Source organism: Streptomyces sp. bgisy027 (assembly GCF_057710365.1).
On sequence record NZ_JBYIVZ010000034.1, the window covers coordinates 1 to 26,091 of the forward strand.

General features: G+C 72.7%; 24 protein-coding genes. 9 read left to right on the plus strand and 15 right to left on the minus strand.

Annotated elements, in window-relative coordinates; translation table 11 throughout:
- Positions 1 to 89: 89 nt before the first annotated feature.
- Positions 90 to 851: a GntR family transcriptional regulator gene (locus tag AC3ETA_RS30260; RefSeq protein ID WP_432196064.1), complete on the minus strand. Its 762-nt coding sequence runs from the start codon at positions 849 to 851 to the stop codon at positions 90 to 92.
- Positions 852 to 1,062: 211 nt separating this feature from the next.
- A complete protein-coding gene (locus AC3ETA_RS30265; protein ID WP_432196065.1) occupies positions 1,063 to 1,947 on the minus strand; it encodes an RNA polymerase sigma-70 factor in 885 nt (294 codons plus the stop codon).
- Between the two features lie 146 nt (positions 1,948 to 2,093).
- Here AC3ETA_RS30265 and AC3ETA_RS30270 point away from each other — a divergent pair, with 146 nt between their 5' ends.
- On the plus strand, positions 2,094 to 2,924 hold the full coding sequence (locus AC3ETA_RS30270; protein ID WP_432196066.1) for an alpha/beta fold hydrolase: 831 nt from the start codon (positions 2,094 to 2,096) through the stop codon (positions 2,922 to 2,924).
- Positions 2,925 to 2,937: 13 nt separating this feature from the next.
- Here AC3ETA_RS30270 and AC3ETA_RS30275 read toward each other — a convergent pair whose 3' ends face one another.
- From AC3ETA_RS30275 to AC3ETA_RS30285, 3 genes are all read right to left on the minus strand, one after another.
- Positions 2,938 to 3,807, minus strand: coding sequence for an alpha/beta fold hydrolase (locus AC3ETA_RS30275; protein ID WP_432196067.1), 870 nt, complete (start codon positions 3,805 to 3,807; stop codon positions 2,938 to 2,940).
- Positions 3,808 to 3,849: 42 nt separating this feature from the next.
- The gene (locus AC3ETA_RS30280; RefSeq protein ID WP_432196068.1) at positions 3,850 to 4,389 is read right to left on the minus strand and encodes an SRPBCC family protein; all 540 of its coding nucleotides are present in this window, start codon (positions 4,387 to 4,389) and stop codon (positions 3,850 to 3,852) included.
- 94 nt (positions 4,390 to 4,483) lie between these two features.
- Complete coding sequence (locus AC3ETA_RS30285; protein WP_432196069.1) at positions 4,484 to 5,866, minus strand: cation:proton antiporter domain-containing protein; 1,383 nt, start codon at positions 5,864 to 5,866, stop codon at positions 4,484 to 4,486.
- Between the two features lie 220 nt (positions 5,867 to 6,086).
- Here AC3ETA_RS30285 and AC3ETA_RS30290 point away from each other — a divergent pair, with 220 nt between their 5' ends.
- The 6 genes from AC3ETA_RS30290 to AC3ETA_RS30315 all read left to right on the plus strand — a co-directional run bounded on the left by AC3ETA_RS30290 (position 6,087) and on the right by AC3ETA_RS30315 (position 12,562).
- The gene (locus AC3ETA_RS30290; RefSeq protein WP_432196070.1) at positions 6,087 to 6,764 is read left to right on the plus strand and encodes a hypothetical protein; all 678 of its coding nucleotides are present in this window, start codon (positions 6,087 to 6,089) and stop codon (positions 6,762 to 6,764) included.
- 56 nt (positions 6,765 to 6,820) lie between these two features.
- On the plus strand, positions 6,821 to 8,581 hold the full coding sequence (locus AC3ETA_RS30295; protein WP_432196071.1) for an NAD(P)/FAD-dependent oxidoreductase: 1,761 nt from the start codon (positions 6,821 to 6,823) through the stop codon (positions 8,579 to 8,581).
- Between the two features lie 232 nt (positions 8,582 to 8,813).
- Positions 8,814 to 9,263 (plus strand): RNA polymerase sigma factor, encoded by a 450-nt coding sequence (locus tag AC3ETA_RS30300; protein ID WP_432196072.1) that lies wholly within the window; start codon positions 8,814 to 8,816, stop codon positions 9,261 to 9,263.
- Positions 9,264 to 9,298: 35 nt separating this feature from the next.
- Complete coding sequence (locus tag AC3ETA_RS30305) at positions 9,299 to 9,949, plus strand: hypothetical protein (protein ID WP_432196073.1); 651 nt, start codon at positions 9,299 to 9,301, stop codon at positions 9,947 to 9,949.
- A gap of 108 nt (positions 9,950 to 10,057) precedes the next feature.
- Positions 10,058 to 11,614, plus strand: coding sequence for an ABC1 kinase family protein (locus AC3ETA_RS30310; protein WP_432196074.1), 1,557 nt, complete (start codon positions 10,058 to 10,060; stop codon positions 11,612 to 11,614).
- Positions 11,615 to 11,671: 57 nt separating this feature from the next.
- A complete protein-coding gene (locus AC3ETA_RS30315) occupies positions 11,672 to 12,562 on the plus strand; it encodes an SAM-dependent methyltransferase (RefSeq protein ID WP_432196075.1) in 891 nt (296 codons plus the stop codon).
- A 66-nt stretch (positions 12,563 to 12,628) separates the two neighbouring features.
- Here the strand turns inward: AC3ETA_RS30315 and AC3ETA_RS30320 are convergent, their stop codons facing one another.
- From AC3ETA_RS30320 to AC3ETA_RS30365, 10 genes are all read right to left on the minus strand, one after another.
- Entirely contained in the window at positions 12,629 to 13,873 is a 1,245-nt protein-coding gene (locus AC3ETA_RS30320; RefSeq protein WP_432196076.1) for a wax ester/triacylglycerol synthase domain-containing protein, read from the minus strand.
- A 43-nt stretch (positions 13,874 to 13,916) separates the two neighbouring features.
- On the minus strand, positions 13,917 to 15,239 hold the full coding sequence (locus tag AC3ETA_RS30325) for an NAD(P)/FAD-dependent oxidoreductase (protein WP_432196077.1): 1,323 nt from the start codon (positions 15,237 to 15,239) through the stop codon (positions 13,917 to 13,919).
- Complete coding sequence (locus AC3ETA_RS30330; RefSeq protein ID WP_432196078.1) at positions 15,236 to 15,799, minus strand: flavin reductase family protein; 564 nt, start codon at positions 15,797 to 15,799, stop codon at positions 15,236 to 15,238. The genes AC3ETA_RS30325 and AC3ETA_RS30330 overlap by 4 nt, the downstream gene beginning before the upstream one ends.
- Positions 15,771 to 16,235 (minus strand): type II toxin-antitoxin system RatA family toxin, encoded by a 465-nt coding sequence (locus AC3ETA_RS30335; protein ID WP_432196079.1) that lies wholly within the window; start codon positions 16,233 to 16,235, stop codon positions 15,771 to 15,773. The genes AC3ETA_RS30330 and AC3ETA_RS30335 overlap by 29 nt, the downstream gene beginning before the upstream one ends.
- Positions 16,236 to 16,271: 36 nt before the next feature.
- Positions 16,272 to 17,615 carry an aspartate aminotransferase family protein gene (locus AC3ETA_RS30340; RefSeq protein ID WP_432196080.1) on the minus strand — a complete coding sequence of 448 codons (1,344 nt, stop codon included), beginning with the start codon at positions 17,613 to 17,615 and terminating at the stop codon, positions 16,272 to 16,274.
- The gene (locus AC3ETA_RS30345; protein ID WP_432196159.1) at positions 17,612 to 18,739 is read right to left on the minus strand and encodes an SDR family oxidoreductase; all 1,128 of its coding nucleotides are present in this window, start codon (positions 18,737 to 18,739) and stop codon (positions 17,612 to 17,614) included. Before AC3ETA_RS30345 ends, AC3ETA_RS30340 begins: the two co-directional genes overlap by 4 nt.
- 74 nt (positions 18,740 to 18,813) lie before the next feature.
- On the minus strand, positions 18,814 to 19,953 hold the full coding sequence (locus tag AC3ETA_RS30350) for an acyl-CoA dehydrogenase (RefSeq protein WP_432196081.1): 1,140 nt from the start codon (positions 19,951 to 19,953) through the stop codon (positions 18,814 to 18,816).
- A gap of 204 nt (positions 19,954 to 20,157) precedes the next feature.
- A complete protein-coding gene (locus AC3ETA_RS30355; protein WP_432196082.1) occupies positions 20,158 to 21,120 on the minus strand; it encodes a bifunctional lysylphosphatidylglycerol flippase/synthetase MprF in 963 nt (320 codons plus the stop codon).
- Positions 21,104 to 21,598 (minus strand): hypothetical protein, encoded by a 495-nt coding sequence (locus AC3ETA_RS30360; RefSeq protein WP_432196083.1) that lies wholly within the window; start codon positions 21,596 to 21,598, stop codon positions 21,104 to 21,106. The genes AC3ETA_RS30355 and AC3ETA_RS30360 overlap by 17 nt, the downstream gene beginning before the upstream one ends.
- A 65-nt stretch (positions 21,599 to 21,663) precedes the next feature.
- Positions 21,664 to 22,581: a DMT family transporter gene (locus AC3ETA_RS30365; RefSeq protein ID WP_432196084.1), complete on the minus strand. Its 918-nt coding sequence runs from the start codon at positions 22,579 to 22,581 to the stop codon at positions 21,664 to 21,666.
- Between the two features lie 47 nt (positions 22,582 to 22,628).
- On the opposite strand from AC3ETA_RS30365, the gene pdxR reads away from it, so the two are divergent.
- Together pdxR and AC3ETA_RS30375 are read left to right on the plus strand one after the other, a co-directional pair.
- A complete protein-coding gene (gene pdxR / locus AC3ETA_RS30370; RefSeq protein ID WP_432196085.1) occupies positions 22,629 to 24,281 on the plus strand; it encodes a MocR-like pyridoxine biosynthesis transcription factor PdxR in 1,653 nt (550 codons plus the stop codon).
- A gap of 149 nt (positions 24,282 to 24,430) precedes the next feature.
- Complete coding sequence (locus AC3ETA_RS30375; protein ID WP_432196086.1) at positions 24,431 to 26,005, plus strand: alkaline phosphatase D family protein; 1,575 nt, start codon at positions 24,431 to 24,433, stop codon at positions 26,003 to 26,005.
- Positions 26,006 to 26,091 lie beyond the last annotated feature (86 nt).

The following is a 26,091-nucleotide window of genomic DNA, read 5'->3' on the forward strand; positions in this document are numbered from 1 at the left end:
CCCCCCCCCCCCCCCCCCCCCCCCCCCCCCCCCCCCCCCCCCCCCCCCCCCCCCCCCCCCCCCCGGCCAGGTGCGGGTGCGCGCGGGTGTCAGGACGCCCGGCGCTGCGGGTCCTCGTGTATCTCCACGCCGCCGGAGTCGCCGAAGGTCAGCCGGCAGGTGTCCGCGCGGTACGTGGCGACGGAGAGAGCCGCGGTGCGGCCCTCGGCGATGTAGCGGGTCGTCACGACGAGGACGGGCGCCCCGGGGAGCCGGTCCAGCGCCTTGGCGTCGTCCGCGCGGGCCGAGCCCAGCTCGACGGCGCTGTCCTGGCCCTCCAGCTCCAGCCGGTGCAGCTCGCGCAGCACGGCACGCGCGCGTGCCGCCCCGGACGGGGCGTCGATGCCGGAGAGGTCGGGCACCGACGTCTGGGGGATGTACAGCAGCTCGGCGGCGACGGGCTGACCGTGCGTCACGCGTGAGCGGCGCACGGTGTGCACGGGCTCGTCCCGGCCGCTCTCCAGGGCGTCGGCCACCGAAGCGGCCGGCACGGCAAGCTCGCAGTCCGTGGTCTGCCAGACGTCGCCGGCCGCGCCCGGCCAGGCGTGCTGCTCGGTGCCGACGGCCACGCCCACGCGCGGCGGCGCGACGGTCGTACCGACACCGCGGCGGCGCTGGAGCCTGCCTTCCAGTTCGAGCTGTTCGAGAGCCTGGCGGAGCGTGGCCCGGGCGACGCCGAAGCGGGCCGCCAGGTCGCGTTCGTTGGGCAGGATCTCGCCCACGGAGAACTCCGAGTCCAGTGCCTCGCTGAGCACGGTCCTCAGATGCCAGTACTTCGGTTCCGGCACCGATTCCAGTTGCGTGGTCCCCACCCTGTCCTCCGCAATCGCCGTTGCCCGGCGGCGTTTTAGCGCCCTTGTTTATTAAAGGTTGTTGCACTTATCTGCGACCATAGGGCGGGCCTCACCCTTGGTCAATACCAATCCTCCATCCCATGTCCGCCTGTGCGCGGGACGCCCGGGAACGTTCACGGCACGTTCGCGCAGCACGGCATTGGTTACATGTCGGCAAAGCCCCCGTGGTCTAACCGGCGGCCAGCCACCGCAGCTTGTCGGGGTTGCGCATGATGTAGACGGCCTGGACACGGCCGTCCACGACGTCCAGTTGAAAGACCGAGTCGGGCTTGCCGCCGGACAGGGCCAGCACCGCGATGCCGCCGTTGATCTCCAGGAAGCGCCAGGACAGTTCGTCGACGCCCTTGCGTGCGGCGCCCACGATGAAGCGGCCCACGTGGTCGGCCGTCTCCAGGACCCGCAGCGGCGCCTTGGCCTTGCCGCCGCTGTCGCCGACCAGCCGCACGTCCGGGGCCAGCAGCGCCATGAGCCCCTCCAGGTCGCCCTCCGCGGCGGCGGCGAGGAAACGCTCGGTCAGGTCGCGTCGCTGGGTGGGGTCGACGCGGTAGCGGGGGCGCCGTTCGTCGACGTGTTTGCGGGCACGTCCGGCCAGTTGACGTACCGCCGCCTCGCCGCGGTCGAGCATGACGGCGATCTCACCGTACGGGTAGCCGAAGGCCTCCCTGAGCACGAACACCGCACGCTCCAGCGGCGACAGCGACTCCAGGACGACCAGGACGGCGAGCGAGACGGAGTCGGCGAGGACGGCGCGCTCGGCGGTGTCCGGGACGGTGTCCCCGAAGTCGGTGACATACGGCTCCGGCAGCCAGGGGCCGGTGTAGGTCTCACCGCGCGCCTTGACCTGGCGCAGCCGGTCGATGGCCAGGCGGGTGGTGATGCGCACCAGATAGGCGCGCGGCTCGCGCACCTCGGACCGGTCGGCCGCCGACCAGCGCAGCCATGCCTCCTGCACGACGTCCTCGGCGTCGGCGACGCGGCCGAGCATGCGGTAGGCGACGCCCAGCAGGACGGGACGGTGCGCTTCGAAGACGTCGGTCTCGGTTCCGGTGGTCACGGCACCATCCCAGCCCACCCGCCGGGCCCTGTCCAGGCGAAATCGCCGTCGCGGGCCGGGCTCTCCGCCAGGGTCTACCCGTCGGTAGCAATTGCTGACAGGCTGTCTACACGACGCCCAGTCCGTTCGCCCCGACGAGGAGCAGCATGTCCGCCACCGTCTCCTTCAAAGTCCCGACCTCGCACGGCCCGCAGAGCATGACCGTCTCGTACGAGCGTGCGGGCACCGGCGAACCGCTGCTCCTGCTGCACGGCATCGGCCATCACCGTCAGGTGTGGGACCCGGTGATACCCGTCCTGGAGGGCGAGCGTGACGTGATTGCCGTGGATCTGCCGGGGTGCGGTGAGTCCCCGGCGCTGCCGGACGGGCTGGGGCACGACCTGGCGTCGATGAGCGTCGTGCTCGGAGCGCTGTGCGAGGCCCTGGAGCTGGAGCGGCCGCATGTCGCGGGCAACTCGCTGGGCGGACTGCTGGCCCTGGACCTGGGCCGCGCGAACCTCGCGCGCTCGGTGACGGCCCTGTCCCCGGCCGGGTTCTGGTCGCAGCTGGAGCGGCAGTACGCCTTCACCGTCCTGACCGGGATGCGGCGGACCGCCGAGCGCATGCCGCTGCCCCTCGTCGAGTGGCTGTCCCGCTCGGCGGCCGGCCGTGCCACCCTGACGAGCACCATCTACGCCCGCCCCGGCCGCCGCTCGCCCGAGTCCGTGGTCGCCGAGACGGTCGGACTGGCCCGCGCGGAGGGCTTCTTCGAGACCCTCCACTCCGGCCGGGAGGTGCAGTTCACCGATGACGTGTCGGGGATCCCGGTCACCGTGGCGTGGGGCAGCAAGGACCGACTGCTGATACCCCGGCAGGGCGTCCGGGCGAAGCGGATCATCCCCCGGGCCCGGCTGGTGCGCCTGCCCGGCTGCGGCCATGTGCCGATGAGCGACGATCCGGCACTGGTCGCCCGGGTGTTGCTGGACGGCAGCCGCTGAGCGAGCCGTACGGTCACTCGGCCAGGGCTTCGAGGACCGCCTTCAGCACGGTCGGGTTGTAGGGCATGGCGACGTGCGCGGTGCGGTCCTCGGGGTCGAGGTCCTGAAGGACGACGTTCCTGACGTGGCTGCCCTCGGCCCCGGCGAGCGCGCACGAGGTGTACGGCGTGACGACGTCGTCGTGGCTCGTCGCGATCACCGTGTGCCGGACGCCCTGCGCGGTCTCGCCCAGGTCGGCGAGTTCCTGCTGGAAGGGGTGGTCGTGCTGGAGCTGCGGCCAGGCCGGGACGACGGTGCCCACGGCACCCTGCTCGACGAGTTCCCTGGCGCCCGGGATCTGACGCGCGAGGTTCATCAGGCCCTGGGCGGTCACACCGTGGTTGCTCGGGGCGATGCCGACGAAGTGGTGCACCCTGGGGGCGCCGCCGAGGGCGTTGAGGTAATAGCGGGGCATCATGCCGCCCTGCGAGAACCCGACGAGGTCCACCTGCGCCGCGCCGGTGCGGCGCAGCACCTCCTCGACGTATTCGGCGAGTTGCCGTGCCGAGGCCCTGATGTCGCCGAGTCCGAAGAGCACCGGGTGCAGATGCCGGCCGTAGTCGAGGCGGAAGACACGGTGGCCCGCGCGCCGCAGCAGCGGGGTGGCGTCGGTCCAGGTGTAGCCGCGGTTGCCGAACGTGCCGTGCACGAGCACCACCGGGCGCGGATGCTCCTCGCTCAGCGGCAGGTCCCAGTCGTCCTCTCCCGCCTCCACGTCGACGGTGGCGACGACTCCGGCGACGGCGGCCCGGCCGAGACCGGCCGCCCGGTGCGGTGCCTCGGTGAGGTCGGTGGTGACGTCGTCCGTGTTGATGCCGGGGATCTTGGGCTGCGGGAGACTCACGGCGGTCCGTCCTTCCTGCGCGCGGCCATCGTTCTCCCGGTCTTACGGTCCCCGACCCGGCGCCCCTGATCCGCGTCGGCCGGCCGGCCGGGGCATCAGGCGGGCGCTCGCGGCGCGCAGCAGGCTGACGTACCGACCCCACTGCGCCGGGCACGCCACCTGGCCGGTCAGCGAGCGCTCGGCGCAGTCCAGGCTGTGCCGGAAGGCCGCGTCGTGCAGCGGCCGGAAGAACAGCAGCCAGCCAAGCCAGCGCAGGCCGCGCGGACGCACGACGAGAGTGTTGCGCAGCACCGTGCGCCCGTCGCCCAGTGGTTCGACGCTGAACTCGTGGAAGCCGTCGAAGCCGCGCGGTCCGGTGAACCGGAAGCGCACCCAGTGGCCCGGCACATAGTGGCTCACCACATAGCGCACCGGGCCGTGACCGCCGGCCACCCCGACGGCGAGCGGCCCGTCGAAGCGCACCGGTGGCCAGTCGGGCGGCCAGAGCCGGTCCTCCGCGCCGCCCAGGCGGTCGATCAGGGCGCCGACGGCCTCCGGCGGCGCGGGGAGGCAGCGCTCGTGAACGTTCAGAACCGTGATCACGGTGTCTGGCTGCCCGGTCCCCGCGCGCGGCAACTGCGCCGAACGGGGCACCGGAGAGCACGCCCGGCGCGCGGTCCCCCCGTCTCGCGCCGGGTCAGTCGTCCAGGAGCCGCAGCAGTGGTCCCGTCATGGCGGTGGTGGCGAGAGCCATGACGACGAGCATGACGAACAGGGCGGGCGAGAGCAGTCCGGCCGCGAGTCCCGTGTTGAGGATGATGAGTTCGGTCAGGCCCCGGCAGTTCATCATCGCGCCGAGCTGCGCCGACTCCCGCCAGGAGAAGCGCAGCAGGCGGGCGGGCACCACGGTGGCGACGAACTTGGACGCCGCCGCGGCAGCCAGAACGGCCAGGCAGACGATCCAGCCGAGCGCGCCGGGCACCGCGCCGAGCCGGGTGCTCAGGCCGACGGCCATGAAGAACGACGGCAGCAGCATCCAGCTGGTGAGCCCCTCCACCCGCCAGGCGATCTGCTCCACCGCCTCCGTACGCGGCATGGCGAGGCCGGCGGCCACGGCCCCGAACAGCGCGTGCACCCCGATCTGTTCGGTGGCCAGCGCGCACAGCAGGACGGTCACCAGGACGATGGCGGCCGTGCGGGCCGCGGCCATCGGGCCCTCGGGGCGCTGCGCAGCGAGCAGGCGCACGAGCAGCGGGCGTACCACGCACCACACGACGAGGCCGAACAGGACGACCCAGCCGACCGTCACGGCCGCGGCCGCCGGTGAGCCGCCGCTCGCGATCGCCAGGACGAGGGCCAGCAGGCACCAGGCCGTGACGTCGGCGACGCTCGCCGAGGCCATCGCAAGGGTGCCGAGCCTGGTGTTGAGCCTGCCCTCGTCGGCGAGCAGCCGGGCCAGTACGGGTACGGCCGTGATGCTCAGGGCCAGCCCGATGAAGAGCACGAACGGCACGGCGCCCACCCCGTCGGGCCGGTAGGTGTCCGGCAGGGCCAGGGCGACGAGCACACCGGTCAGAAACGGGAGGGCGATGCCGGAATGGCCGATAAGTGTCGATGCGGACAGACCGTCACGGCGCAGCGCGGTCATCGACAGTTCGCGTCCCACGGTGAACATGAAGAGGGTGACGCCGAGTTGGCCCAGCGTGTCGAGGAACGGGAACACCTCGGGAGGCAGCACCCGGCGCTGCACCTCCGGCAGGAGCGCGCCGAACACCGAGGGCCCCAGCAGCAGCGCGACGGCGATCTCCCCGACCACCCTCGGCTGCCCCAGCCGTCGGGCCGTCGCGCCGGCCCAGGCGGCGCAGCCGGTGACCAGGGCCAGGGCACCGAGGATCCGGTACAGGGGTACGGCGCCGGAGTCGGCGGGCGCGTGGCCTGCGGGGCCCGGGTAGCCGACCGAGGCGAGGATCAGCGCCGTCACGCCGACGGGAATCCCGACGAACGCGCCGTAGCCCAGGAGCATCCGGCGCGGGGCGAGGGTGGCTGCGGGTTCGAAGGGGTGGGCGGTACTGGCCTTCACGGGCGGCTCCCTGTCGAGCGCGGTGGCGGCTGGTCAGTGCGGGGATCTCTGCCCCCCGTTCGCCGGGTTCGCGCCCGCCGTATCCGCGTTCGAGGGCACGAGGGCGAAGATCGGCCAAGGTCCGGGCGATGGCGGGACCGGGGCAGGGGGATGCGGGATCCGGGCGTAAAGAGAGGAGACAGGCGCAACCGGCACATCGCACATGCGAGAGGAGTTCGTCATGTCCGCCGACCCGCACGGCATTTCCGGGCATCCGCACGACATGTCCGCGCGTCCGCACGACGTGCGGGGCACCGGTCCGGACGAGGGCGGTACGGCCGCCTCCGCGCCGCGGGCGTGGCGTCCGCTGCTCGCCGAGCCGTCGGTGTCGGGGCTGCTCGGCGACCGGCTCGTGGCGGCGGCGCTGCGCGAACTGGACCGCCTCGTACCACCGCGCACGGCGCTGCACTCGCTGCGTACGTTCCTGCTGGCCGACGCCTACGCGCGCACCCGTGGGATCCACTACGACCGGGCGGGGCTGTTCGTCGCCGCGGCGTTCCACGACTCCGGGCTGTCCCGCGGCGGCGCACCGCAGCGGGGCGGATTCCCGGGCCGTTCGGCCGCGCTGCTCGACGACTTCCTGGCTGGGTACGGGGTGGACGACGCGCGGCGTGCGGCGCTGACCCGGGCGGTCCGTGAGCACATGCGGCCCCGGCCGGCGCGGCAGGCGGGGCCGGAGGCGCGGCTGCTGCACTTCGGGGCCTGGCTCGACGTCACCGGGCGCGGCGACCGCCGACTGCCGGGCGAGCGGGGGCGGTTGGCCGCGCTCGCGCCCACTCCCTGGTTCGCCCTGTCGTTCTCCGCCCGGGTGGCCGCCTGCGGGCTGCGCCGGGCACTGCCGGGCCGGCCGGCGGTCTGACGGCCGTCGACCACCGGCCCGGCACAGCGCATTTCCCGTCGCGAAAGGACGAAGACGTGCAAGACGACCAGCGTGTTTTCGATGTCGCCATCGTCGGAGGCGGCATCGGAGGGACGATGCTGGCGGCGATCCTCGCCCGCCACGGCGTGCGGGTGCTGCTTCTGGAGGGAAGCGGTCACCCCCGGTTCGCCATCGGAGAGTCCACCGTCCCCGAGACCACCTTCGGCCTGCGGGTCCTGGCCCGCCGTTACGACGTCCCGGAGATCGAGCACCTCGCGACCAACGGGGCCCTGCGCCGCCACGTGTCGTCGAACTGCGGGGTCAAGCGCAACTTCAGCTTCGTCTACCACCGCGAGGGGGAGCCCACCCGGGCCGAGGAGTGCACCCAGTACCCCACCTGGGGGCCGCCGCTGGGACCCGACTCGCACTATCTGCGGCAGGACGTCGACGCGTACATGTTCCACGTCGCCGTCTCGTACGGCGCGACCGCCCACACCCACACCGTCGTGGACGACGTGAAGTTCGACGAGGACGGCGTCACGCTCGTCACCCGGGAGAAGGGCACCTTCCAGGCGTCGTACGTCGTCGACGCCGGCGGCATGCGCGCGCTGCTGCCGGAGCGGCTCGGGCTGCGGCAGGAGCCGCCGTACCGGACGCGCTCGCGCACCCTCTTCACGCACATGGTGAACGTGCGCCCCTTCGACACCGTCGCGCCGCCGCGCGAACAGCACGGGATGCCCAGCCCGTTCAGCCAGGGCACGCTGCACCACCTCTTCCGGGGCGGCTGGTTCTGGGTCATCCCGTTCGACAACCACAGCGCCGGCACGAGCGAGTTGTGCAGCGTCGGCGTCAATCTCGATCTGGACCGCCATCCGCGTCCCGAGGGGATGTCGGCGGAGGAGGAGTTCTGGCGCTATGTGCACAAGTTCCCCAGTGTGGCGCGGCAGTTCGAGGGGGCGCGGGCGGTGCGGCCGTATGTGTCGACCGACCGGACGCAGTTCTCGTCGCGGACGGTGGTCGGCGACCGGTGGTGTCTGCTGCCGCACGCCAGCGACTTCATCGACCCGCTGTTCTCCAGCGGGCTCGCGGTGACGGTGATGGCGCTCAACGCGCTGAGCCACCGGATCATCGACGCGGTGCGGGAGGACGATTTCGGCACCGCCCGGTTCGGGTATCTGGAGCAGTGGATCAAGCGCATGTTCCGGTTCTACGACGACCTGGTCTCGTGCAGTTATGTCTCGTTCGACGACTTCGAGTTGTGGAACGCGTGGAACCGGGTGTGGACCATCACGACGCTGTACGGGACGAACGCGCAGAACCAGGCGGCGGTGGCGTTCGAGAAGACGGGTGATCCGGCGTCTTTCACCGCATTGGAGACGGCGCCCTATCGAGGTCTTCAGGGCGTCGACAATCCCTGGGTCCGGCAGCTCTTCGAGGAGGCACGGGACGTCGTACTCGCTTACGGAACGGGCGATCTGACGAAAAATCAGACCGTGACGCGCATCTTCGACCTGCTGCGGGAGAGCGGGCTGTGCCCGGCGGTGTGGGGCACGCTCGACCCCGAGGACCGCTGCCCGTCCGGGGTGTTCACCCTGTGGCCGCTGATGCGGATCCTGCTGTGGGGCAGGTTCCGCTCACCCCGGCACGTGCGGGGGACGTACTTCACGGGAGGCGCGCGGCTCGTCGGCAAGGAGGCGGTCCAGGCCCTCACCACCGACGTGCGGCGCGGCTCCTCGCTGGTGCAGCAGACCGTGCGGGACATGTGGGTCAACTGGAACCGCGACTGGACGCGCCGGGAGATTCCCTCCCGAAAATAAGAGCGTATGCGCACGGAAAGCCATTCCCGCGTATTCCGCAAGAAAGATTTACGGTTTGCCGCCCCGACACCTCGGGTAGGAAAAAATTGGGGCCCACAAATCTGATTCGGGCCACCATTCCCCCTGCTCGAACGAGAGACTACGGGCTGCATTCCATATGGCACGAAATCCCTCCTGCCCTTCGCCCGCCCAATGCTCCTGGGACGACATATCCCAGCACCGGGACCGCCTGATGCGGCTGGTCCGACGACGACTCCCGAGCCATCAGGACGCCGAGGACTGCGTGCAGGAGACGCTGGCACGGGCGGCCGCCCACTCCGCCCTGGACGGCAGCCGGCTGGGCCCCTTCCTCACCTCCGTGGCGTTGCGCCTGTGCACGGATTTCTATCGTGACCTGGAACGCCGCAGACGTCTCTTACAACGGACGGCCTTCTTGGACGCCCCCGGGACGACCGAGGAGGACATCTGCGACGAGGAGTTCGGCAAGTGGCTGCTCAACCAGGTCCAGCAACTGAGGGGGCGTGAACAGGAAGTAATACTCGCCCGGTCCAAGGGAATTTCCACAGCGGAATTCGCCCGAATGCACAACATCTCCCTCAAGGCGGCGGAGGCCGCTTTCACCAGAGGGCGGGCACGCCTCAGAACGGCCTGCCTGAAGGCCATGGAAGACGCCACGGGATAACCAACCGGGATAACCAACCGAAGGGAAAACCGATCATGTCCAACAAAAACATGCAGGACATCCTCAAGGACCTCATGGGCAATATGGCGGACAGCGGAAAGGAGGCCTTCGACGACATTCTCAACCGGCCCGAGAAGTCATCGTCCGCCACCGGTTCCGTCGAGGCCCTGGCCGGCATCCCGGTGAACGCCCTGGCGGCTCTGGCCGGCGCCGCCAACCCCGCCGCACTGCTCGCGGGCGCCGCGAATCCGCTGGCGACGCTCGCGGGCTCGGCAGGCAACCCGCTGGCCGCGCTGACCGGAGCGGCGGGCGCGACCGGGGCCGGCAATCCGCTGGCCGCGCTCGCCGGCGCCGCCGGTGCGGGCGCCGCCAACCCGCTCGCCGCCCTCGCCGGCGCGGCGGGCGGCGGCGCGGGGGCCGCGAGTCCCCTCGCCGCGCTGAGCGGACTCGCGGGCGCCGCGGGCGCGGCCAACCCCCTGGCCGCGGTCGGCGGTGCCGCGAACGCGCTCGGCGGGATCGGGCAACTGGCGGGCGGCGTCGGCCAGTTGGCGGGCGGCGTCGGGCACGCCGCCGAGGGCGTGGGCGATCTGCTCGCGCTGCCGGCCCAGCTCGCCCAGCTCCTCGAACTGATCCCGAAGCTCATCCAGGCACTTCAGGCACCGGCGGGCAAGGCAGCCAACGCCTGACGGCGCCCACGTCCGCACGGCTCGCGGTGACCGGCTCGGCACGTACATCCGCTGGGCCGGTCACCGTACCGGTCCTGCGACCCGCTCTACCTGAGGAGATCACGCACGATGGCGTCTGTCGTCGGGGATCGGCTGCGGCTGGTGGTCAAGGTGCTGGGGAGCCTCGTCGCCGACGAGGTCGGGCAGGCCACGCGGCTGCGCAGACGTACGAGACAGGGGCAGGCGGGTGACGCGGCCGAGGCCGGCGCGGGCTCCGCGGGGGCCGACGAACGGCGGGCCAAGGCCGTGCGGCACGCCCTGGAGAGCCTCGGCCCGTTCTACGTGAAGCTCGGTCAGATCCTGTCCACCCGGCCCGACATGGTGCCGCAGTCCATCCGGGACGAGCTCCAGAACCTGCACGACCAGGTGGACGTCCAGCCCTTCTCGGTGTTCGAGCCCGTGCTGGCCGGCGATCTGGGCCCCGACTGGAAGCTGCGGTTCGACGACATCGACACCGTCACCCCGCTCGGCGCCGCCTCCCTCGCCCAGGTCTACCGGGTGACGCTGCCCGGCGGCCGCCCGGCCGTGGTCAAGGTCCAGCGCCCCGGGATCCGTGAGGGCGTGCTCGCGGACATGGCCCTGATGCGCCGGGCCTCCCGGATCGTGGCCCGTCTCGCGCCCCGCTTCAACGAGGTCATCGACGTCGAGGCGATGCTCGGCTCCGTCTTCGACGCGATGGAACCGGAGCTGGACTTCACCGGTGAGGCCCGCAACATGGACGAGGCCCGGCAGTACGTGCGGTCCTTCCGCACGCTGGAGGTGCCCAGGGTGCTGCACGCGAGTCCCCGGGTCCTGGTCCAGTCGCTGGCGCCGGGCAAGTCGGTGCGGCACATCGACCGCGCCCACTTCGGCGACGACGAGCGCATCGAGATCGGCAAGGACCTGCTGCGCTTCATGTACCACGGGTACTTCGTGCACCGCGTCTTCCACGCCGACCCGCACGCGGGCAACGTCTTCGCCGTGCCGGGGGGACCCGCGACGCTCATCGACTGGGGCATGGTCGGCCGCCTGGACCGCCGTACGAGTCTGCAACTGCTGCCGTTGTTCATGACGTTGGCGCAGAACGACGGCGCCGGGCTCGCGCGCCACTGGGCCGAGATGGGCCGGGTGACGTCGTGGTCCAACATGCCCGCGTTCACCGCCGACATGGCGGCCTTCGTGCCCAAGGTCTCCCATCTGTCCCTGGAGGACCTGAACTTCGGGGTGTCCCTGACGACCGTGCTCGCGAAGGCGACCAAGCGGGGCATCGGCTCACCGCCGGCGGTCTCGCTGCTCGGCAAGTCCTTCGCGAACCTCGACGGGTCGGTGCGCTGCCTCGCCCCCGAGATCACACTGCCGGAGGTGTTCCAGGGCGAGGTGGCGAAGATCCTCCTCGCGCTGGGCCGCGAGTTCCTGGGGCGGCACCAGTTCGCGCGCAACTCCATGGAACTGCTGCTCGCCGCCGTCACCAGCCCCGAGCAGATGCGCGGGGTGCTCGGCGACATCGCCAACCGTCAGTTCGCGTTGCAGGTCCACGAGCCGCGTACCACCGCCGCGATGGGCGGTCAGCGCCCGACGCGCCCCTCCGGCGGCCTCGTCGCCCTGGGCGCGCTGGCGTATCTGCTCGCCCGCCGCCGCTCCCGCTGACGACCCGTTCGAGCCCACAGCAGTCACCGAAACCCGCAGACCACACGGAGGTTCCCCTTGCCCGAGACCGCACGCCCGCAGCCCGGCCCGGCGCCGGACGGCACCCTTGCCGAGGACGTCTCACCGTCGTACGGCCTCTCGCGCGTGGCGCTCTGGACGGCCGCCGCGCATGCCGCCGAATGCGGCCGGGACTCGCCGTACGTCCTCGATCCCTGGGCCGCGGACTTCCTGCACGCGGCCCGGTTCGCCGGCGGGCCGCCCGGTGACGGGCCGCTGCAACGCCTGTTGCCCGACTGGGCCGTGGTGCGCACCCGCTACTTCGACGAGCACCTGGTCACCGCCTCCCTTTCGGGCTGCCGCCAGGTGGTGCTGCTCGGCGCCGGCCTGGACACCCGTGCCTTCCGGCTGCACTGGCCGGCCGGTGTGCACGTCTTCGAGATCGAGGCGCCCGCCGTACTGGAGTTCAAGGACCGCGTGCTGGACGGGACCCGCCCCACCTGCGGCCGGCGCAGCACGATCGGCGTCGACCCGAGCGGGCCCTGGGCCGAGGCCCTGCTCGCGGCGGACTTCGATCCGCGCCGGCCCACGGCGTGGCTGGCCGAGACGCTGCTGTACCACCTCCGGCCGGACGCCGTGCTGTCCGTGGTCGGCGCGATGACACAACTCTCCGCGCCCGGCAGCACGTTCGGCGCGGAGTGCGTGAACGCCGAGGCCGCCTCGACCGCGTTCGTGGCGCCCTTCCTGGAGGCCCTGTCCACGACCGGCGTCGCCTGGCACTGGCAGCTCGCCGACCCCGAGGGCTGGTGGGCGGAGCAGGGCTGGGAGGCCGGCGTCGCCGATCTCTTCACGCTGCCGTACGTCATCCAGCGGCTCGCCCCCTGTCTGCCGCTGCTCACCGAGGCCGCCGCCAAGTGCGCGTTCCTGACGACGGGCACGCTGACGAAGTGACCGGCACGAAGGAGGAGCCCCGGGTTGTGCGGCCCGGGGCTCCTGTGGCGTGCATCCGTACGGCGGCTACGCGCGCTCCAGTTCCAGCAGCGCCGCCAGCCACAGGTCCGGGAGTTCACCGGCGGTGGCCAGGGCGGCGTCGTGCACGACCGTGAGGCAGGAGGTGTCGTGCTGGCTCGTCAGGGTGGTCAGGCAGCGGATGCCGGCCGCGACGCCCGCGAAGACCGCGGCGCTGCGGGACGCGGCCCCCTGGTGGACGAGGGCGGTTCCGAAGTCGACGCTGCTGGCCGGTGCGGCGACGACGTCGCCGTTGACCATGCGTGTGCCGACGCGGGCACCCAGGGCCCGGGGGGTTGCGGCCAGCAGCAGGCGGACGGCGTCGCGGCGGCGGCTCGCACGCAGTACGGCCGTCGCCGCGATCACCCGGGCGAGGGCCTGCCGCGGTGACGGCTCGTCACAGGGCAGCAGGAGCCGGGCGGTGACCATCCGGTTGCCCGGAGCGCATTCCTCCCCCGGCGGCCGGACCGACATGGGGACCGCGACGGGCAGCGGCGGATGGGGGGTTCCGGTCGCCTTCATGTGCCAGGAGTGCACGGCGTGGGAGAGGGCGGCGAGGTAGACGTCGTTGACGGTGCCGCCGTGTGCGCGGCCGATGGCGCGCAGCCCGGCCAGCGGGGTCTGCGCCCGGCACAGCGTGGTGCGGCCGCTGCTCGGCCCGTCGAAGGCCGGTTTGGGGGTGGGTGCGCGCAGGCCGCCCACTGCGTCGCCGAGGGCGTCGGCCAGACCCCGGCGGGTCGGCCACGAGGCATGGTGGGCCGCGGGGCCGCCCTGGGGGTGGTCGTCGAGGAGGTCCCGGGCGGTGTGGGCGGCGCCGACGCCGTCCTGCGCGGCGTGGTCGGAGCGATAGCACAGGCTGTAACCGCCGCTCGGGCCGTGGACCAGCCACACGTCCCACGGCGGCCGGGTGCCCGTGTTCATGGGCCGGGTCAGCATCAGCCGCGCGGCCTCCGCCTCGTCGGCGTCCTCGGGCAGCCACACCTCGTGCACATGGCGCTCCACGGCGATCGCGTCGACGCGCCGGAACACGGGGCGGTGCCGTTCGATGCGGTAGCGCAACGACGGGATGCGGTGGGCACGTTCGGCCACCCGCGCGCGTACCGCGTCCAGGGTCGGTGCCCGGCCGCCGAAGCCGAACACGAAGGCCACAGGCAGCGGTCTGCCGCGCATGGCCAGGTGGTAGGCGACGTCCGCGGTGCCCATCCGGAGCGTCGGCGGCAGGCAGCCGTCGCTGCCGAGGGGGCGTCGGGTCATGGCGGGACCTCCGTGTCGGTGGAACGTGTCGGCGGGCGGGATGTCAGCAGGTGCGCCGCGTGGAGCGGCCGAGGGCGTCCAGGTAGGTCCGAAGGAGCGGGCGGGCGGGGCCGTGCACGGGCATGCGCGGGGCGGCGGAACGGTGCCAGGGCAGCGGGTACCCGGCGTCCCGCTCGCCCAGGAGGGCCGCGGCGACATGGGCTCCGTGGGCGACGGACATCGCCAGGCCGTGGCCGCAGCAGCCGCCGATGTACCAGACGCCGGGCAGACCGTGGACGGGGCCGACCACCGGCAGGCCGTCGCCGGTCATGCCGACGCGGCCGGACCAGCGGTGGGTGACCTGCAGCTGGGCCAGCTCGGGGTGCAGGGACCGCACCCAGCGGCCGAGCCACGCCCAGGCCCGCTCCCGGGCGGCGCGCAGCCGGGGGGCGCCGAGTCCGGCGGGCAGGGTGACCGTGCCGCCGCCGGCCACGAGACCGCCGTCGGGCAGGGGCCGGAAGTACGGGGCCATCGGCAGCGCGTCGACGACGGCGTACCCGTCGTACCCGCCGAGTTGTTCGTACGCCGCGTCGCTCACGGGCGCGGTGGCGACGGCGTACACCTCCAGCGGCAGGATCGTGCCGACCGGCAGACCGAGGGACGGCGCCGCGGAGTTGACGGCGAGGACCGCCCGACGGGCGCGGAGCCGGCCGTGCGGGAAGTCCAGCTCGCAGCCGCCGCGCTCCCCCGCGCGCACCGCCAGCAGCGGGCTGCGCCCGTGGAACCGTACGCCCTTGGCGGCGCAGGCACGGGCGAGGGCGCCGGTGAGGGCGGCCGGGTCGAGGGTCGCGGAGGTGCGGTGCAGCAGGCCCGCGGTGTAGGGGACGCCCACGCGCGCGCGTACCTGCGCGCCGGACAGCTCCGGGACGTCCAGGCCCAGCGCACGGTAGGCCCCGGCCTGCCGGCCGAGCGACGCCAGGCCGGCCGGGGCGCGCGTCGCCATGATCTGCGCGCCGGGGCGCAGCCCGCACGGCACGTCGAGCCGCCCGCACAGGTCGAGGACCTCCGTCACGGCCCGTACGCTCGCCAGATGCATCCGGCGTGCGGCCCAGGGCCCGTGACGGCGTACGGCACGGTCGATCGCGGGTCCCGCGCGCGGCCCCAGCAGACCCGTGCCCCGGCCGCTGGCACCGGCGGCGGGTCCCTCGGCGTCGATCACCACGATCTCGCGGTCCGGGGCGCGTTCGGCCAGGTGGTAGGCGCAGGCCAGGCCTGCCAGGCCGGCCCCCACCACCGCCACGTCCGCCGTGCAGGTGCCGTGCAGCGGGGGCTGGGCGGGCAGGTCCGGCGGCTCCCAGGCGGGGGTGCCGGACGCCGGTGGCGTCATCCGGTGCCCTCCGGCGCAAGGTCGCGCAGCGAGCGGAACCGGCGGTCGTGCCACAGCAGCGGGCGCCCGCCGCCCACGTGCACGGCGGCGGCCTGTCCGACGACCAGATGATGGTCGCCGTACCGGCGTACGTCCGCCACCAGGCACACCGACCAGGCCAGCGCGTCCGCGATCACCGGGACGCCGAGGACCTCCCGCAGGTCCGTGCCGGCGAACCGTTGCGCGGCGGGGGCCGTCGGATTCGCGAACCGGCCGGCCAGTTCGTGCTGTTCCTCGCGCAGCAGGTGCACCGCGAACACGCCGTGGGCCCGGACGGCGGCGAGGGTGCGGGAGCCGTCGCGCAGGCAGGCCAGGAGCAGCGGCGGCCGGGCCGACAGGGAGGTCACGGCGGACACCGTCATCCCGAGCGGCCCGTCCCCGCCGCGCGCGGTCACGACGGCGACGCCGGCGGCCAGCTTGGCGTAGAGACCGAGGCAGCGGGCGGCGCCGGGGCCGGGGTCGTCGTGCAGGGGGTCGCGGTACGTGGCGTACTCAGCCGTGAGCGGTGGCGGCGCACTCATCGATCACCTCCGCGCCCACCAGGCCCGCCAGGATGCGGGCGATGTTGGTCCGCAGGGTGGACTCGGCGACCGGGTCGAGGATCTCCGCGAGGGTCGGGATGCCGAGGTCGAAGGAGGCGGTGAACACGACGAGCGTGCCGCCGTCGCGGGGCTCGCAGCGCCAACTCCCCTCAAAGGTCTGGAAGTCGCCGCTGAGCTGCTCGAAGGTGAGTGTGAGCGTGTCCGGGGCGAAGGTGTCGCGTTCTCGCCAGCGCATCAGCCCGCCGCGGAAGGAGACGGTCCAGTCCGACACCACCGATCCGTCGGGCAGCGCGTCCACCCGGACCTCGCGCACGGTGTCGGTGAGTTCGGGGTAGCGGCGGAAGTCGGTGATGCGGTGGTAGACGGCGGCCGGTTCCGAGCCGTCGGCGATCGCGTGCAGGACCACTTGACGCATGGGGGGTTCGGTTCCTTTCCGGGTGAGGTTCCCTGATCAACCGGCCAGACGGGCAGCCGTGGTGTGCAGGGCCTCGGCGAGGGTCGTGAGGAACAGGTCGAGCGCGTCGTCCGCCACCACGGCGGGCGGCGTCAGGCGCAGCACGCGCGTGGAGTTGAGGGAGTGGTTGACGAGCACGCCGCGCATGATGAGTTCCAGCAGGAGTTCGCCGACGGCCCGTTCCTCGGCGAACTCGATCCCGATCAGCAGCCCGCGTCCGCGCACGTCCCGGACGAGGATCTCCCGGTACGGCGCGCAGGCGTCCCGTACCCCGGCGAGGATGCGCGCGCCGAGGGACGCCGCGCGGGCCACGGTGTCCTCGCGCTCCATGGTCTCGACGGCGGCGAGGGCGGCGGCGCAGGCGATCGGGGAGGCGCCGAAGGTGGAGGTGTGCAGATAGGGGTCGCGGCTGAAGGGGGCGTATGCCTCGGCGGTGGCGACCATCGCGGCGACCGGTACGACACCGCCGCTGAGCCCCTTGCCCGCCAGCAGCATGTCCGGGCGGACGCCCTCCGCGTCCACGCCCCACCAGGTGCCCAGCCGGCCCATGCCGGTCTGGATCTCGTCCACGACGAGCAGCGCCCCGAACTCCCGGCACAGCGCGGCGACTTCGGTGAGGTAGCCCGGCTCCGGGATGTGCACGCCGCCCTCGCCCTGCACCGGCTCGACGATGACGCACGCCCGGTCGCGGCGGGCGGCCAGCGCCTGCTTCAGCTCGGCGGCGTCCCCGTAGGGGACCTGGGTGGTGTCGGGCAGCAGCGGTTGGAACGGCGTCTGGTAGGTGGCGTTGGCGGTGACGCTGAGGGCGCCGAGCGTCTTGCCGTGGAAGCCCTTACGGGTGGTGACGACGGCGTTGCGGCCGTGCGCGCGGGCCAGTTTGAGGGCGGCTTCCGTGGCCTCGGCGCCGGAGTTGACGAAGTGGACGTAGTCCATGCCGGGCGGCGTGTGGGCGGCCAGCGCCTGCGCGGCGCGCGCGGCGACCGGTTCCAGGAAGACCCGGCTGGCCAGTGGGTGGGCGTCGATCTGCCGGTGCACCGCCGCCACGACGGCCGGGTGCCGGTGGCCGAGGATGAAGACCCCGTAGCCGCCGAAGTCGAGGAGCCTGCGGCCGTCGTCGGTGTGGATCCAGGGGCCTTCGGACCGCACCTCGGCCATGCCTCCGAGGACCCGGCCCATGACGGCGCGGCCGGAGCCGATGTGGCGGAGGTACAGGTCGAGGAGGTCGACGGGGTCGGACGGGTGGGTTGCCTGGGCCGGCACGGCCGCCGTCGGCGGCGTGCCCTCTCGTGTCGTTGCGGCCTCCTGCGCCCGTACGGCCGTGGTGTCCGGGGAGCGTGTCATGAGGCCACCTCGGTCGGGGTCGTGACGGTTCGGGCGGTGCGGTGGCGGGTGAGGACGGCGGGGTGGTCGTCGGCCCAGCTCTCCAGGTTGCGCACGAGCGCGGCGCGGATGTCGGCGCGGCTGAGGCGGGTGCCGCAGTGCGGTCGGCCGAGCGAGGTGTCGAAGGGGAGTTCGCGCTGGAACACCAGCAGCAACTCGGCGTAGTGCTGGAACCTGCGGCGCGTGGCCTCGGGCAGGGCGGTGCCCTCCAGCATGGGCAGCAGCAGCCGGTGCACCGCCTCCACGGGGATGAGCCGGGGCCGCTGCGGTGCGGGCAGTCCGCGGCGGACGGCGAACTCCGCGCAGATGTCGGCGATCTCGCCGAGCCGGGGCGCCTCCTTGCCCGCGGTGAGCCAGAACTCGCCGCTGCTCACCCCGCCGCGGACGAGGTCACCGACGGCTCGGGTGACGTAGTCCTGCGGCACCATGTCGACGCGGGCGTCCGGCGCGCCCGGCAGCACCGGCACCTGCCCCAGGACCATCGAGCCGAGCGTCTTGGTGAGTCCCTGCCGGCCGGCGATCCGACCGCTGGAGGAGTCGCCCATGACGACGGACGGGCGCACGATCGCGCCGGGCAGGTCGGCCTTGCGGACCAGTTGCTCGGCCAGGGTCTTGGAGGCGAGGTAGGCGGCGGCTCCCGGGAAGCGCCGCGCGTCCTCCTCGCTCGGGGCGCTGGCCACGAACGCGGTGCCGACCAGGTACAGGGGCGCGTCGGCGCGGGCGGCCAGGTCGAGCACGACCTCGGTGCCGTGGATGTTGGTCCGCTCGATGTCGGCGGGCCGCGTACGCCAGTTGGTCTCGGCGGCGGAGTGCAGAACGACGTCGACCTCAAGGGCGAGTTCGTGCCAGGCGAGCGGGTTCAGGCCGAGGCGGGGGGCGAGGAGGTCGCCCCGCAGCTCACGCACCCGCGGGTCGCCCAGGGGTCGGTTGCGGACCAGGCAGAGCAGGTCGTGATCGGCGGCCAGCTCGTCGATCAGGGCCCGCCCGAGTACGCCGCTGCCTCCGGTGAGCAGCAGGGTCGGGCGGTCGCGTGCGCTGGTCCTCGGGGATGGCAGGGCGGTGGGGCGCGGGAGGTGTCGCGGCATGGGTGGGCTCGGCATGGGTGGGCTCCCCCAACAGGTCTCGGCCGGCACTGGGTCGGTGGGTGGCGGTGCCGGGGTCAGGCGATCGTGAGCGGCCGGTCGGCCAGGTAGTCGGCGAACGGGCCGGTCATCGCGGCCCGGGACGGCGGGTGCAGGGAGAGGCCGTTGGAGCAGGCGGCGAGGTGGCCGACCTCGTCGGACGTCATGAAGCTGAGTCCGCCGAGCAGTTCGACCGCGCGCGGGGCGACGCGGGCGATGACGTCCTGGACCGCGTAACGGACGCAGAGTGCCTGGGCGAGCGCGGACTCGCCGAGGTCGCCGTCGTCGACGCTGCGGGCGAGGCCCTCGGCCGCGGCGGCCGCCGCCTCGGTCTCGACGAAGAGCCGTACTCGTTCGGGCTCGGGGATGCGGTCGTTCAGCAGAACCCGTTCGACCAGGGCGGAGGCCGCGCCGAGGTAGCTGCCCGTCATCAGCAGCTGGAACCAGATCAGCCCGGCTGTCTGGAGCTCGTCGATGCCGCCCTGGGCGGTGGCCGCGGTCCGTAGCAGCAACTCCGGTGGCACGACCACGTCGTCGAGCGTGACCTGGTCGCTCTCCGCGCCGGCCAGGAAGGCGCTGGACCAGAAGCCGCTGACGGTGATGCCCTCGCTCTCGGCGGGCACCAGGGCGACCGCGAGTTCCTCGCCCTGCCCGTCCTCGCGGGGCACCAGGACGCTCGCGGTGAGCACGTCCATGGAACGGGCCAGGCTGCACGGCCGTTTGACGCCGCTGATGCGTACGCCGTCCTCGGTGACCTCGGCGGTCATCGTCGGTTCCAGGATGCCCGCGCCGCGGCGGCCCTCGGCGAAACCGGAGGCGATGATGCGGTTGTCGGCCGCCACGCCCTCGATCAGCAGCCATTCCAGTCCCTGTCCCTCGCCCCGGTCGCCGAGACCGACGAGCGTGGCCATGGAGAAGTGGTGCATCGTCGTCGCCACGGCCAGCGACGGCGATCGGCTGCCGATGGCCCGCTGTACGCGCACCGCGTCCAACGCCGTGGCGCCCCGGCCCTGATGGCTCTCCGGGACCAGCAGCCCCGGCCCGCCGCTGTCCCGGAAGTACCGGATGCCGGGGCTGCCCGGTCGCTCCAGCTCCATGAGCGGCGTCTCGCGCAGGGCGGTGTCCAGGTCGGGCAGCAGCTTGGCCAGGATCGTGCGTTCACGCTCCAGGAATCTCATGCGGATGCGGTCCTCCGGGGTGGGGGTGTCGGGCTTGCGGAGACATGAATCGGTACTCGGGCTTGCGGCGACATGAATCGGTTCTCGCGCTTGCGGCGACATGAGTCGGTTCTCGCTTACGGCGACATGAGTCGGTTCTCGCTTACGGCGTCACGGGTGGGGCGAGCTGTCGGACGGGGTCCGTGCTCGCAGGCCCGGACGGCGTCAGACGGCGTTGGTGGCGCGCAGGAGTTGCCACACGGCGGGCAGGCGCGGTCTGCCCAGGAAGGCGATGTACTCCGGAAGGACCGCGTGCGGGGCCCACTTCTCCTTGTATTCGAGCTGGGACACAGCGGGATAGATCGCCTTGCCGCGCTCGGCGAGCAGTCGGGCGAACCGTGCGAACATCCGGCTGTGACCGGGCACTTCGTGCTCGTGATCCAGCCCGGTGAACGGGGTGAAGCCGAAGTGCAGCCAGGCCGCGCCGTCGGCGACGAGCTGTTCCATGACGGTGGCGTTGAGCGCCTCCATCACCCCGGGCGGGGCGTCGGGCCTGCGCCGGCTGAGGTCGTGCAGCCAGCCGGGGCGGCTGCCGTAGACGGGCGAGTAGTTGATGTAGCCGACCGCTTCACCGCCGACGCGACCGACGAAGAGCCGGCGGTGGCGTTGCAGCGGCCCGGTCCGCTGGCCGACGAGGAATTGCAGTTCCTTGACGTGCCGGCCCTTCTCCCGCAGCCAGGGTTCGTCCACCCGGTCCAGTTCAGCGCAGTCGTCGCCGGGGCGGACCTCGGCCACTTCGAGGCCCGCGCGCCTCGCCCGCGAGATCTTGTTCCGCAGCCGTACGAACCTTGAGCCGCGCAGGGTGAACCGGGCCAGGTCGACCGCGTACGACGCCCCGATCTGGTTCACCGTGAAGCCGTGTCCGGCGTACAGCTCGGCGTCCTCGCGCTGGAGCTGCACGGCTACCAGACGCGTGCCGGCGTGCGTCACGAAGGAGTCGAGCAGCCGCGCCCGGTGTTCCGGGGCGGTGAACGGGCCGCCGAATTGCAGGACATGGCGTCCGGAACGGCGGTAGGCACACACGCCGTCGATCGGCCCGTCCCGGAAGTATTCGTTGCCGCTGTTCAGGGCGAGAAAGGAACTGGGGTTGTCGCTGTGTTCGGTGAGGGTGTCAAGCACGGACGGCATGCGCGCCCTCCTCCTGACGCCGGGCCTCTTCGGCGGCGGCGGTCCGGTACTGCTGCTCGAAGAGGCGATAGGCGGGATGGATTTCCGGTTCGAAGGCGACACCGAAGGGTTTGAACGAGTTCCCGAACAGTGCCCGGTCCCCCAGGAGATGGATGGGCAGCGCGAGCAGGGCCCATTCCGGCCCGGCGAACAAGGTCCAGACACCGGCGATGACACCTGCCGTGACCAGGCTGTGCATCACGTTGTAGGCCATGTAGTAGCCGCGGGCGATGCGCTTGTCCGGGCTGCGCCGGTAGGCGATCGCGCCGGGAATGTATCCGATGACGTCGATCACCGCGAAGAGGGCCACGAACACGCCCCAGCGGATCTCCGAAAGGTGCCGGAAGGCGAGCACGAGGGAAACAAACAGAAAGGCCAGCCATTCCATTCGGGAGAATGCGAAGGTGGTCTTCGTCTCGAATCGGTTCTTGGCGTCCACGGGGCTCCAGGAATGCGCGTGCGATACGAGGTGCGGACTTCTTCCGGCTCCTTCCCTGCGGGCTTTCATACCTGTTTACGCACCGGCCGAGGCGACCCCTCGTATCGCGGAGGCAAGGGGCGCGTACGGCATCCCAGGGCGACTCCGGCGCCGACCAGCGCACTGCCCACCGCTTGCGGAACGCCGTAGGAGCCGGTGCCGACGAGGGGCGCGGTGCAGGCGGCGGCGACGGGGATGAGCCCGGAGAACAGCGTGGCCCGTTCGGCACCGATCCGCTGCATGCCCATGTACCAGCACACGAAGCCGACGACGGTGACGATCGCCGCCTGCCACAGCAGGGCCGCGGTCTCGGTGGCGTCCGGTCGGCGCAGCCAGGCGCCGCCGTCGAGCACCGCCCCGGCCACCGCGGACTCGACGGCCGCGACGCCGCACACGGTGGCGGACAGCAGACTCGGGCCCAGCGGCCGCAGCACGGGCACGGCGAGCACCGCGAAACCCACCTCGCCGGCCAGCGCGCACACCGAGAAGGCGATGCCGGCACCGTCCGTGCGTCCCCAGCCCTGGACCGTGCAGGCACCCGAGACGACGAGCAACGCGCCCCTCAGGACGACGCGTTGGGGCCTGCGTCCTTCCAGCAGGGGCACGAGCACGGCCACGACGACGGGTGCGCAGCCGACGAAGACGCCGGGCACGGCAGGTTCGGCGGTACGTTCGGCGGCGAGGACGGCGAGGTTGAACCCGACCATGCCGAGGGCCGCGAGAAGCGCGAGGCGGACCCACTGGCGGGGTGTGAGAGCGCGGACGCGGGCCCCGGCACCCGGTCCGACGACGGTCAGGAGCAGCAGGCACGCGAGCCCGTAGCGCAGGAACTGCCCGCCCGCGTAGGGGTAGTCGCCGAGCAGGCTGTTGGCGGTGAAGGACCCTCCGACGAGGACGCAGGCGAGCGCGGCGAGCAGGGCTCCGCGCGTGGTGGTGGCGTTCATGGCAGCGACGCTAGGAAGCGCCGCGGTCCGCATTAAGGTCCAGTTCCATGACGGCATCGGAGACCAATCCGGACCGGGACGCCAGGTCCCCCGCGAGCGCATCGGAGACCAACCAGGACCTTGACCTTGACGCCAGGCCCCCCGCGAACGCATCGGAGACCAACCAGGACCTTGACCTTGACGCCAGGCCCCCCGCGAACGCATCGGAGACCAACCAGGACCTTGACCTTGACGCCAGGCCCCCCGCGAACGCATCGGAGACCAATCCTGACCTGGAGGACGCCGGGTCCCCCGCCTGGGAGTTGCTGCTGCCGGCCGCCTCGGCGCCGGCACGCGCGCGTGGGCGTTCGCTCCAGGCGGCGCTGCGGGAGGCGGTGCGCTCGGGGCGGCTGGTGCCGGGGACGCGGCTGCCGTCGAGCCGGGATCTGGCCGCCGACCTCGGAGTGTCGCGCGGGCTGATCACCGAGGCGTACGAGCAGCTGGCGGCGGAGGGCTATCTGCGCAGCGGACGGGGTGCCGGGACGTGGGTGGGCGACGCGGTACGGGCCGCCCGGCCACGCGCGCGTGACCTCGCGCCGCGCTCCACGGGCTCCCGCGCGGACTTCGTCCCCGGGACGCCGGACGTGTCGCTGTTCCCGCGTGCCGCGTGGGCGGCGGCGCAGCGCGGGGTGCTGGCCGAACTGCCGCACCACGAGCTCGGCTATCCCGACCCGCGCGGGCTGCCCCGGCTGCGCACGGCGCTCGCCGAGCTGCTGGCCCGCCGCCGGGGCGTGGTCGCGGACCCCGAGCGCATCGTGATCGTCTCGGGGGTGTCGCAGGCGACGACGGTACTCGGTTTCGTGCTGCACGCGCGCGGGATGCGGGAGGTCGGTGTGGAGAACCCGGGCAGCCCGCAGCACGACGCCCTGTACGCCGCGGCGGGCGTCGCGACCGTGCCGTTGCCCATGGACGACGAGGGGCTGGCCGTCGGCCCGCTGCGGGAGTCGGGCGTACGGTCGGTCGTCACGACGCCGGCCCACCAGTTCCCCACCGGCATCGCCTACTCCGCCCGTCGCCGCACCGCACTCCTCGACTGGGCACGGTCCGTCGACGGGTTCGTCCTGGAGGACGACTACGACGGCGACTTCCGCTACGACCGCGCTCCCGTGGGCGCGCTCCAGGGACTCGACCCGGAGCGCGTGGCGTACGCGGGGTCGGTCAGCAAGTCCCTCGCGCCGGGGCTTCGGCTCGGCTGGCTGCTCGTACCGGAGGCGCTTGCCGAGGACGTCGTCGAGCGCAAGCGGACCATGGACCTCGGTCATCCCACCCTGGACCAGGCGCTGTTCGCCCGGTTCGTGGAGCGCGGCGACTACGACCGTCAGCTGCGCCGCTGCCAGCGCGCGTACCGGGAGCGCCGCGACACCCTCGTCGCCGCGCTGCAGGAGCACTTCCCGGGCTCGGAGGTCACCGGCATCGCCGCGGGGCTGCACGTCATCGCCGCGCTGCCGGAGCGGTACGGCCCCGAGGAGCGGTTCCTCACGCGCGCGGCGGCGGCCGGGGTGGCGGTGCGGCCGCTGACGGACTACGCACACGCGCGTGCCGGGCGCGGCGGCGAGCAGCCGGGCGTGCGGCTGGTGCTGGGGTACGCCCGGCTGTCGCCCGCGCGGATCCGGGACGGCGTACGGCTGATGGCCCGCGCGATCGCGGCGGGGCGGGACTGACGCGGCCGGTTCGCAGGGGCTGACAACGGCCGCCGGGTCGGTTCCCCTGCCCGTGCGGTCAGTTGTTCACTTGTGATTTCCGTGTGCGCTGCGGCGCACCAGTAGTTGTGGCTCTGCACACCGGCCGGATCCCGCCACTGGAGGCCTCCATGTCACACCGTCCGTTCCCGGGCCGCCGCAGCGTCCTGCGCGGCTCGCTCGCCGCGTCGGCGGCCCTGACCCTGCCCACGGCACTCGGCTCGGCACCGGTGTTCGCCCTCTCGGGCCGCCCCAAGGCGGGCTGGGGCGTACAGACGGGCGACGTGACCTGCGACTCGGGTCTGGTGTGGGTGCGCTCGGACCGCCCCGCGCGGATGATCGTCGAGACGTCCGCGACCGAGTCCTTCCGTAAAACGCGCAGATGGCACGGCCCGCTGCTCGGCGCGGACACCGACTTCACCGGCACGACCCGGCTGCGCGGCCTGCCGTCCGGCGAGCAGATCCACTACCGCGTGCTGCTGGCCGACCCGGACGACCCGCGCCGCACCGGCGAGCCGGTCACCGGCACGTTCCGCACCGCCTCGGCACGGCGCCGCGACGGCATCAGGTTCGTCTGGTCGGGCGATCTGGCCGGCCAGGGCTGGGGCATCAACCCCGACTTCGGCGGCTACACCATCTACAACGCGATGGGCGCGCTGGATCCGGACTTCTTCCTGTGCAGCGGGGACAACATCTACGCAGACGGGCCGATCACTTCCTCCGTCGCGCTGCCCGACGGCAGCACCTGGCGCAACATCACCACCCAGGAGAAGTCCAAGGTCGCCGAGACCCTGGCCGAGTTCCGCGGCAACTTCCGCTACAACCTGCTCGACGACAACCTGAAGCGGTTCAACGCCCAGGTCCCCTCGATCGTCCAGTGGGACGACCACGAGGTGACCAACAACTGGTACCCCGGCGAGATCCTCGGCGACGCCCGCTACACGGAGAAGAGCGCCGACGTCCTCGCCTCGCGCGCCCGGCAGGCGTTCTCGGAGTACTTCCCCATCTCGACGCTGCGCCGCCCCGACGGCCGGGTCTACCGCACGGTCCGCCACGGCCCGCTGCTGGACGTGTTCGTGCTGGACATGCGGACGTACCGCAACGCCAACTCCACGGACGACCAGACCAGCGACGCGCAGGGCATCCTCGGCGCCGAGCAGCTGAAGTGGCTCAAGGGCGAGCTGTCCCGGTCCCGGGCGGTGTGGAAGGTGATCGCCGCGGACATGCCGCTGGGCCTGGTCGTGCCGGACACCGGCGACGGCAGGCCGAACATCGAGGCCGTCGCGCAGGGCGACCCGGGCGCCCCGCTCGGCCGTGAACTCCAGATCGCCGAGCTGCTGCGGTTCATCAAGCACCGGCGGATCACCGGCACGGTGTGGCTGACGGCGGACGTCCACCACACGTCCGCCCAGCACTACCAGCCGTCGCGGGCGGCCTTCACGGACTTCGAGCCGTTCTGGGAGTTCGTTTCGGGCCCGCTCAACGCGGGTGCGTTCCCGGCCAGCGCCCTCGACGACACCTTCGGCCCGGAGCGGGTGTTCGTGAAGGCGCCGACCGCCGCGAACGTCTCCCCCGCCGGTGGCTACCAGTTCTTCGGCGAGGTCGACATCGACGGACACAGCGGCGAGCTGACGGTGCGGCTGCGTGAGCAGGACGGCACGGTGCTGTTCACCCAGGTGCTCCAGCCGGGGCGCGTCGGCCAGTAGCTCCCGTACGCTCGTGACAGTGCCGCGCACCTGTGTCATCCCCTGGTGCGCGGCATTCGCATGTCGGGAACCGGGTGCCCCAACCG